The following is an 8,877-nucleotide window of genomic DNA, read 5'->3' on the forward strand; positions in this document are numbered from 1 at the left end:
TGGCCGACGGCGACATGACCGTGAGCTTCCAGGCCAACAGCCAGGACGAGTTGGGCGAGCTGGGGCGTGGCTTCAGCGAGACGGTGCGACGCATTCGTGGGCTGATCGAGCAGGTCGGGCGCACGGTGGCCAGCGTCGAGGAACAGGCCGGCCAGGTGCTGGCGGTGTCGACGCGCAGCAACCAGGCAGTCAGCGGCCAACGCGAACAGATCGAGCAGGTGGCCACGGCAATGAACCAGATGAGCGCCACCGCCCAGGAGGTGGCGCGCAGCGCAGCGCTGGCGGCCGATGGTGCGCAGCAGGTCAACCGCGAGAGCGCCAACGGGCGCGGCCTGGTGGAGCACCAGCAGGACAGCATTGCCCGCCTGGCCGGTGAGATCGACCAGAGCGTCTCGACGATCGACCAGTTGGCCAACGACAGCCAGTCCATTGGGCGGGTGCTGGAGGTGATCCGCAGCATCGCCGAGCAGACCAACCTGCTGGCCCTCAACGCGGCCATCGAGGCGGCCCGTGCCGGTGAGCAGGGTCGGGGCTTCGCGGTGGTGGCCGACGAGGTGCGCACCTTGGCGCGACGCACCCAGGACTCTACCGAGGAAATCGCGCAGATGATCCAGCGTTTGCAGGAGGGCGTGGGCGCTGCGGTGCGGGCCATGGGCAGCAGCCACCAGATGGCGGCGGGTACGGTGGATGAGGCGCGCCAGGTGCAGCAGGCGCTGGGCAATATCCTCGCGGCGGTGGGGGGCATCGTCGAGCAGAACCAGCAGATCGCGGCGGCGGTGGAGCAGCAGACGGCGGTGGCTCACGATATCGACCAGAACATCGTGGCGATCAACCGGGCGGCCCAGGACACCACCGAAGGCGCTTGCCAGACCGAGGATGCCAGCCGGGCGTTGTCGGCGCAGGTGGTGGAGTTGAAGCGGCTGATCGGGGCGTTCAGGGTCTAGCTGCGCCGCCCTACCAGCCAAACAGCTCACAGGCATTGCGGGTGCTCGCCTCGGCCAGCTCCCGCATTTGAACCCCCATCACCTCGGCCAGCGCCTCGGCAATCGCCGGCAGGTGCTCCGGGCTGTTGCGCACACCCGGGAACATCACCGGCGCCATATCCGGCGCATCGGTCTCCAGCACCACGCTGTCCAGCGGCAGGCGCGGCAGGGTCTTGCGCAGGCGCAGGGCCTGGGGCCAGGTGGCGGCGCCGCCCAGGCCCAGGAAGAAACCGAGCTTGATGTACTCGCGCGCCTCCTCATAACTGCCCGCAAACGCATGGATGATGCCGCCCCGCGCCGGCTTGTAGCGCTTGAGCGTAGCGATTACCTGCGCATGGCTGCGGCGCACGTGCAGCAGCGAGGGTAGGGCGAAGTCGCAGGCCAGTTGCAGCTGCGCTTCGAACAGGTCCTGTTGGCGCTGCTTGTCCAGTTCCGGCAGGTAGTAGTCCAGGCCGAACTCACCCACCGCGCACAAACGCGGGTCGCCGTGCAGGCGCTCCAGCCACGCGCGCAGCTGCACCAGGTGCTCGGGCCGGTGCTGCTCGAGGTAGACCGGGTGCAGGCCCAGCGCTGCTGGCAGGCGTGCATCGCTACAGGCCAGGTCCCACACTCGCTGCCAGTTGTCCTGATACACCCCCAGCACCACCATGCGCTCCACACCGCTGGCTTGGGCATTGGCCAGCAGGCCCTCGCGGTCGCCGTCGAAGTCGGGGAAGTCCAGGTGGGTGTGGGTGTCGATCAGGCGCATGGTCAGCCTGTGATACGGCGTTTGAAGGTGCGCGGCACGGCGTGCACGCCGGGTGCGTAGTGCTTGTCTTCGATTGCGGCCAGCGCCAGTTCCAGGGCGGTGGCGGCGATCTGCCCGTGTTGCTGGGCCATGGCGTTGACCGGCAGGGGCAGGAAGTCCAGCAGTTGGTTGTCGCCGAAGGTGCCCAGTTGTAGCTGGCGCGAATCGGCTGGGCGCGCCTGCAAGGTGTCGAACACGCCTTGCAGCAGCACGTAGGAAGTGGTGACCAGCGCATCGGGCAGGCCGCCCAGTTCGTCGACCAGCTGCGCCATCAGCTGCTGGCCGCAGGCGCGGCTGAAGGCCTCGCCCTGGTAGCGACGTACTTCGCCGTCGAAGCGCTGCATGGCTTCGTCGAAGCCCCCCGCACGGGCCTGGCTGACCGACAGCTCGGGCCGGGCGCCGATCAAGGCGATGCTGCGCGGGCGGGTGGCCAGTAGGCTCTCGGCGAGCTGGCGGCTGGCCTCGCGGTCGTCGCTGATCACCGAGCAGAAGTGTGCAGGGTCCAGGCGCCGGTCGATGGCGATCACCGGCAGGCCCTTGGCTTGCAGCTCGCGGTAGCTGTCGTCTTCGGCGGGCAGGCAACTGGCGACGAACAGCGCGTCGCAGCGTCGGGCGCGGAACAGCGCCTGCAACTGGCGCTCGCTGTCGGGTTGGTCGTCGCTGCTGGCGATCAGCAATTGGTAGCCGCGCGCCCGCGCGCCTTGTTCGAGCTGCTTGGCGATGCGCGCGTAGCTGGGGTTTTCCAGGTCGGGGAGAATGAAGCCGAGGGTGCGCGTGTGGCGGCTACGCAAACCTGCGGCCTGCGGGTTGGGCGTAAAGCCGTGGGCATCGACCACTGCGCGTACGCGTTCGACGGTAGCGCTGCTGATGCGCTGCTGTTCGGCCTTGCCATTGATGACGTAGCTGGCGGTGGTCACGGACACACCGGCCAGACGCGCGATATCGCTGAGTTTCACCGAGTTTTCCTTGTTATTGCCGGGTGGGCTGCGAAGCCTGACGGGTAGTGTCGCGCAAAACTGTGTGCAATAGCAGCCGACTATTGTCGCAATTGTCCGACAAAATGGGGCTTTTTCCCTGGCAGATTATCGAGTAACGTGGCCGCCTGGTCAGATTAAACGTTTCAGCTTGCAATTTGACATCGATTTTGGCGGGGCAGGCCTGTTTGCCTCGCGATGCAAAAGAACGCTGAATTGCACAACAATAACCTCAGTCCCAACCCTGGAGACTGCAAAGGAGAAGGTCATGCTCGAGCTCGCCAAGGAGCAGATAGCCATGGGCCAGGCGGCCGCCGACAAAGCCGAGGCCCTGCGCCTGCTGGCTGGCCAGTTGGTTGCCGACGGGCTGGTTGCCGAGGGTTACCTGGAGGGCTTGCAGGCCCGAGAGGCGCAAGGCTCCACCTTCCTTGGCCAGGGCATCGCCATTCCCCATGGCACACCGCAGACCCGCGACCTGGTGTTCACCACCGGCGTACGCCTGTTGCAGTTTCCCGAGGGCGTGGACTGGGGCGATGGTCAGGTGGTGTACCTGGCCATCGGCATTGCCGCGCGCTCCGACGAGCACCTGCGCCTGCTGCAACTGCTGACCCGCGCCCTGGGCGAGACCGACCTGGCTGAAGCCTTGCGCCGGGCAAGCTCCGCCGAGGCGTTGCTCAAGCTGCTGCAAGGCGCGCCGCGCGAACTCGAACTGGATGCGCAACTGATCGGCCTGAACCTGCCTGCTGACGATTTCGAAGAACTGGCCTGGCGCGGTGCGCGCTTGCTCCAGCGCGCCGGGGCGGTTGAAAGCGGCTTTGCCACGCAGTTGCAACAGGCCGAGCCGCTGCCGCTGGGCGAGGGCCTGTGGTGGTTGCACAGCGAACGTGGGGTACGCCAGCCGGGCCTGGCCTTCGTCACCCCGCAGCAGCCGCTGCGCCATGCCGGGCAGCCGCTCAATGGCCTGTTCTGCCTGGCCAGCCTGGGGGCTGCGCACCAGGCATTGCTCGAACGCCTGTGCCAGGTGTTGATCGAGGGGCGCGGGCAGACCCTGTACCAGGCCGCCAGCAGCCGCGATGTGCTCCAGGTACTGGGCGGCGAGGCGCCGGCCGACTGGCCTGGTGCGCGGGTGGTGCTGGCCAACCCCCATGGCCTGCATGCGCGCCCGGCCAAGGTGCTGGCGCAGTTGGCCAAGGGCTTTGAAGGTGAGATTCGCGTGCGCCTGGCCGATAGCGGCCAGGCGGCGGTGTCGGCGAAGAGCCTGAGCAAGTTGCTGGGCCTGGGCGCTCGGCGTGGCCAGGTGCTGGAGCTGGTCGCCGAACCGACTATCGCCAACGACGTACTGCCGCTGCTGCTGGCCGCCATCGAGCAAGGCCTGGGCGAGGAAGTGGAGCCTGTGCCTAAGGTGACCCCGCAGACCATCGAACTGGCCCCGACGGCATTGCAGGCTCCATCAGCCGGCAGCTCTGTCCAGGGTGTCGGTGCTGCCCCTGGCATCGCCAGCGGCCCGGCCCATGTCTGCGTGGAGCGCGTTATCGACTACCCGCTGCGTGGCGAGTCGCCCAGCCACGAACGCCAGCGCCTGCAGCAGGCCCTGGCGGCGGTGCAGGCCGAGCTTCAGACGCTGGTGCAACGCAGCGACAAGGCCATCGCCGAGATCTTCGTCACCCACCAGGAAATGCTCGCTGACCCCGCGTTGGGCGACGAAGTTGCCCTGCGCCTGGCCCAAGGCGAAAGCGCTGCCGCCGCGTGGATGGCGGTGATCGATGCCGCTGCCCGTCAGCAGGAAGCCTTGCACGATGCCCTGCTCGCCGAGCGCGCAGCCGACCTGCGTGATGTGGGCCGCCGGGTGCTGGCGCAGTTGTGTGGCGTAAGCGAGCAGGCCGAGCCCGAGCAGCCTTATGTGCTGGTGATGGCCGAGGTCGGTCCCTCCGACGTGGCCCGCCTGGACCCCGCGCGGGTCGCGGGCATCGTCACGGCCTATGGTGGCGCCACGGCCCACAGCGCCATCGTTGCCCGCGCCCTGGGTATTCCCGCCGTGGTCGGACTGGGCGAGGCGATCCTGTTGTTGGAAAACGGCACGCCACTGCTGCTCGACGGCCAGCGCGGCAAGCTCAGCGTGGCCCCGCCGGAGCACGAATTGCAACGTGCCCTGGCCGAACGCGACCTGCGCGAACAACGCTTGCAAGCCGCCTGGGCCAATCGTCACGCACCTGCGGTGACCCGCGACGGCCATACGGTCGAGGTGTTCGCCAACATCGGTGACAGCAGCGGTATCGACCAGGTGGTGGAGCAGGGCGCCGAAGGGGTTGGCCTGCTGCGCACCGAACTGATCTTCATGGCCCACCGGCAAGCACCGGACGTGGCCACCCAGGAAGCCGAATACCGCCGCGTGCTCGAGGGCCTTGCTGGACGACCGCTGGTGGTGCGCACCCTGGATGTTGGCGGCGACAAACCCTTGCCTTACTGGCCGATCGCCGCCGAGGACAATCCGTTTCTCGGCGTACGCGGCGTGCGCCTGACCTTGCAGCAGCCGCACATCATGGAAGACCAGTTGCGTGCGCTGCTGCGGGCCGCAGACGACCGGCCCCTGCGCATCATGTTCCCAATGGTTGGCCAAGCGCAGGAATGGCGCGCGGCCAAGGCCATGGTCGAGCGCCTGCGTGCAGAGATTCCGGTAGCCGACCTGCAGGTCGGCATCATGGTCGAGGTGCCCTCGGCCGCCTTGCTGGCGCCGCAATTGGCGCGCGAAGTGGACTTTTTCAGCATCGGCACCAACGACCTCACCCAGTACACCCTGGCCATCGACCGCGGCCACCCGAGCCTGTCGGCCCAGGCCGATGGCCTGCACCCGGCAGTGTTGGCGCTGGTCGACATGACTGTGCGCGCGGCCCATGCCCACGGCAAGTGGGTGGGGGTGTGCGGCGAACTGGCCGCCGACCCGCAGGCGGTGCCGGTGTTGCTGGGGCTGGACGTCGACGAACTGAGCGTCGCCGCCCGTAGCGTCGCCGAAGTCAAGGCACTGGTGCGCCAGGCCGATCAACAGAAAGCTCGCGCCCTGGCGTGCGAGGCCTTGCAACAGGACAGCGCCGAGGCAGTACGGGCGCTGGTGGAGCGTTACTGACATGGCCAAGATCCTCACCCTTACCCTCAACCCGGCGCTGGACATCACCGTTGGCGTGGACCACTTGCGCGCCGGCCAGGTCAACCGCGCCCAGTCCCAGCACAGCCACGCGGCGGGCAAGGGCCTGAACGTCGCCCAGGTGCTCGCCGACCTGGGTCACAGCATCACCGTGGCCGGCTTTCTCGGCCGCGACAACCTGCCGCCGTTCGAAGCGCTGATCGCCCGGCGCGGCTTTGCCGATGGCTTCGTCCGTGTGGCCGGGGAAACCCGCAGCAACATCAAGCTGGTGGAGGGCAATGGCCGGGTCACGGATATCAATGGCCAGGGGCCAATGATCGATGATCAGGCCCAGTTGACCTTGCTGGCGCGTCTGGAGCAGCTCGTCGAGGGCCACGAAGTGGCGGTGGTGGCCGGTAGCCTGCCGCCCGGCATCAGCCCCAGCTGGTTGCGCAAACTGCTGCTGCAACTGCGCGCCCATGGCCTGAAAGTGGCCCTGGATACCAGCGGCGAGGCGTTGCGTGCGGGGCTGGAAAGCTTGCCTTGGCTGGTGAAGCCGAACACCGATGAACTCAGTGAGGTGCTTGGGGTGCCCGTGCACAGCCAGGCCGAGCAGCGCGCCGCTGCGGCACGCTTGCTGGCCTCTGGCGTTGAGCATGTGGTGGTGTCCCAGGGCGAGCAGGGCGTGAGCTGGTTCGCTCGCGACCTGGCGCTGCATGCCCGGCCACCGCTCGTTGAAGTGGCCAGCACGGTCGGCGCGGGCGACTCGCTGCTGGCGGGCATGGTGCACGGCCTGCTGCAAGTCGAACCCGCCGCACACACCTTGGGCCGCGCCACGGCCATCGCGGCCCAGGCGGTGTCGCAGGTGGGCTTCGGTATTCGCGACCATGCACAACTGGCGCAGCTTGAAGCCGGCGTGCAACTCACAGAACAAGACCCAGAGGGCTGCCGATGAACATCGCCATTGTCACCGCCTGCCCCAACGGCCAGGTCTCCAGCGTGCTGAGCGCACGCCTGCTGGCCGCCGCTGCGCAGCGGCGGGGCTGGGCTACCAGTGTCGAGGTATGGGATGCCGAGCACCCCGAGCGGCGCCTGAGTGCGGCGCAGATCGCCGAGGCCGACTGGGTGCTGGTGGTCAGCACAGGGCCTGTGGACCTTGCTCGCTTCGTCGGCAAGCGGCTCTACCAGAGCACCCCGGCCCAGGCCCTGGCCGACCGCGAGAGTTTCCTCGACGAAGCCCAGGCGAATGCCCAGTTGTTGCCAGATGGGTTGGCCGAGGCGGCGACCGAGCGCGTGAAGGTCGTCGCAGTCACCGCTTGCCCTACCGGCGTGGCGCACACCTTCATGGCCGCCGAGGCCTTGCAGCAGGCGGCTGCGGCGCTGGGCTACCAGCTCACGGTGGAAACCCAGGGCTCGGTCGGTGCACGTAACCCCCTGTCGGCCCAGGCCATCGCCGAGGCCGACGTGGTGCTGCTGGCCGCCGATATCGAAGTGCCGACCGCGCGCTTCTCGGGCAAGCGCATCTATCGCTGTGGTACTGGCATCGCCCTCAAGCAGGCCCGCGCGACCCTCGACAAGGCCCTGGCCGAGGGCAAGGTGGAAACATCGCAGAGCGCTGGCGACGCCGCACCGCACAAGGCCGAGAAAACCGGGGTGTACAAGCACCTGCTGACCGGCGTGTCGTTCATGCTGCCGATGGTGGTGGCGGGCGGTTTGCTGATCGCCTTGTCGTTCGTCTTCGGCATCGAGGCGTTCAAGGAACCCGGCACCTTGCCTGCGGCGCTGATGCAGATTGGCGGCGAGGCGGCGTTCAAGCTGATGGTGCCGCTGCTGGCCGGCTACATCGCCTGGTCCATCGCCGATCGCCCCGGCCTGGCCCCTGGCATGATCGGCGGGTTGTTGGCCAGTACCCTGGGCGCAGGCTTCATTGGCGGCATCGTCGCAGGCTTCCTGGCCGGCTACAGCGCCAAGGCCATCGCCCGCTACGTGCGCCTGCCTAGCAGCCTGGAGGCGCTCAAGCCGATTCTCATCATTCCGCTGCTGGCCAGCCTGTTCACGGGGCTTGTGATGATCTACGTGGTGGGCCAGCCGGTGGCGGCCATGCTGGACGGGCTCACGCGCTTTCTCGACAGCATGGGCACCACCAACGCGATTCTGCTTGGCGTGCTGCTGGGCGGCATGATGTGCGTCGACCTCGGCGGGCCGATCAACAAGGCGGCCTATGCCTTCTCGGTGGGGCTGCTGGCGTCGTCGAGCTATGCACCGATGGCTGCGACCATGGCGGCGGGCATGGTGCCGCCGATCGGCCTGGGCATCGCCACCTTCTTGGCCCGACGCAAGTTCGCCCAGAGCGAGCGGCAGGCCGGCAAGGCGGCGCTGGTGCTGGGCCTGTGCTTTATCTCGGAGGGTGCGATCCCGTTTGCCGCCAAGGACCCCTTGCGGGTGATTCCGGCGAGCATCGCCGGGGGCGCGCTGGCTGGCGCGTTGTCGATGTACTTCGGCTGCAAGCTGATGGCGCCGCATGGCGGCTTGTTCGTGCTGCTGATCCCCAATGCCATCAACCATGCATTGCCTTACCTGTTGGCGATCCTGGCGGGCAGCCTGGTGACGGCGGTGGTGTATGCGCTGCTCAAGAAAGAGGAGCGGGTGGAACTGGCGGTGGCGCCGGTGAAAAGCTGAGTTTTCAGCGGCGTTTCTGGCGCAGTGGTGTCAGTAGGTCGCCCAGGCCGTTGTGGTCGATCTCGTGCATCAGCGCCAGCAAGCCGCCCAGCTCGCCGGGTGGGAAGCCCTTGCGGGCGAACCAGGCCAGGTAGTCGCCGGGCAGGTCGGCGATCAGGCGGCCCTGGTACTTGCCGAAAGGCATGGTGCGGGTAACCAGCAGTTGCAAGGTTTCGGGGTTCATGGCGGGGCCTCGGATAGCGGGCGTTGACCATACCGAATTTGTCGTGCCAGTGTCGGCCCTTTCGCGGGCAAGCCCGCTCCTACAGCGACAATGGTGAACCTGTAGGAGCGGGC

Annotated in this window: 7 protein-coding genes; 4 read left to right on the forward strand and 3 right to left on the reverse strand. The window is 67.7% G+C overall.

The features are described from left to right. Window positions 1–239: 239 nt before the first annotated feature. Complete coding sequence (locus ACQKPE_RS04150; RefSeq protein WP_427663507.1) at window positions 240–944, forward strand: methyl-accepting chemotaxis protein; 705 nt, start codon at window positions 240–242, stop codon at window positions 942–944. A gap of 10 nt (window positions 945–954) precedes the next feature. Here ACQKPE_RS04150 and ACQKPE_RS04155 read toward each other — a convergent pair whose 3' ends face one another. Both ACQKPE_RS04155 and cra read right to left on the reverse strand, forming a co-directional pair. Further along, window positions 955–1,731 carry a TatD family hydrolase gene (locus tag ACQKPE_RS04155; protein WP_427663498.1) on the reverse strand — a complete coding sequence of 259 codons (777 nt, stop codon included), beginning with the start codon at window positions 1,729–1,731 and terminating at the stop codon, window positions 955–957. A 2-nt stretch (window positions 1,732–1,733) separates the two neighbouring features. Next, window positions 1,734–2,726 (reverse strand): catabolite repressor/activator, encoded by a 993-nt coding sequence (cra, locus tag ACQKPE_RS04160; RefSeq protein WP_427663499.1) that lies wholly within the window; start codon window positions 2,724–2,726, stop codon window positions 1,734–1,736. Between the two features lie 286 nt (window positions 2,727–3,012). Here cra and ptsP point away from each other — a divergent pair, with 286 nt between their 5' ends. Genes ptsP through ACQKPE_RS04175 form a run of 3 tightly spaced genes read left to right on the forward strand, consistent with a single transcriptional unit; the run spans window position 3,013 to window position 8,541 of the window. Continuing rightward, the gene (gene ptsP, locus ACQKPE_RS04165) at window positions 3,013–5,865 is read left to right on the forward strand and encodes a phosphoenolpyruvate--protein phosphotransferase (RefSeq protein WP_427663500.1); all 2,853 of its coding nucleotides are present in this window, start codon (window positions 3,013–3,015) and stop codon (window positions 5,863–5,865) included. Window position 5,866: 1 nt separating this feature from the next. After that, the gene (gene pfkB, locus ACQKPE_RS04170; protein ID WP_427663501.1) at window positions 5,867–6,817 is read left to right on the forward strand and encodes a 1-phosphofructokinase; all 951 of its coding nucleotides are present in this window, start codon (window positions 5,867–5,869) and stop codon (window positions 6,815–6,817) included. Beyond that, the gene (locus ACQKPE_RS04175; protein ID WP_427663502.1) at window positions 6,814–8,541 is read left to right on the forward strand and encodes a PTS fructose-like transporter subunit IIB; all 1,728 of its coding nucleotides are present in this window, start codon (window positions 6,814–6,816) and stop codon (window positions 8,539–8,541) included. Before pfkB ends, ACQKPE_RS04175 begins: the two co-directional genes overlap by 4 nt. Before the next feature lie 4 nt (window positions 8,542–8,545). On the opposite strand, the gene ACQKPE_RS04180 is transcribed toward ACQKPE_RS04175, so the two are convergent. After that, entirely contained in the window at window positions 8,546–8,764 is a 219-nt protein-coding gene (locus tag ACQKPE_RS04180) for a DUF3820 family protein (protein ID WP_427663503.1), read from the reverse strand. Between the last annotated feature and the right edge of the window lie 113 nt (window positions 8,765–8,877).

It is taken from the genome of Pseudomonas sp. NPDC089554 (genome assembly GCF_050280645.1).
Taxonomy (GTDB): domain Bacteria; phylum Pseudomonadota; class Gammaproteobacteria; order Pseudomonadales; family Pseudomonadaceae; genus Aquipseudomonas.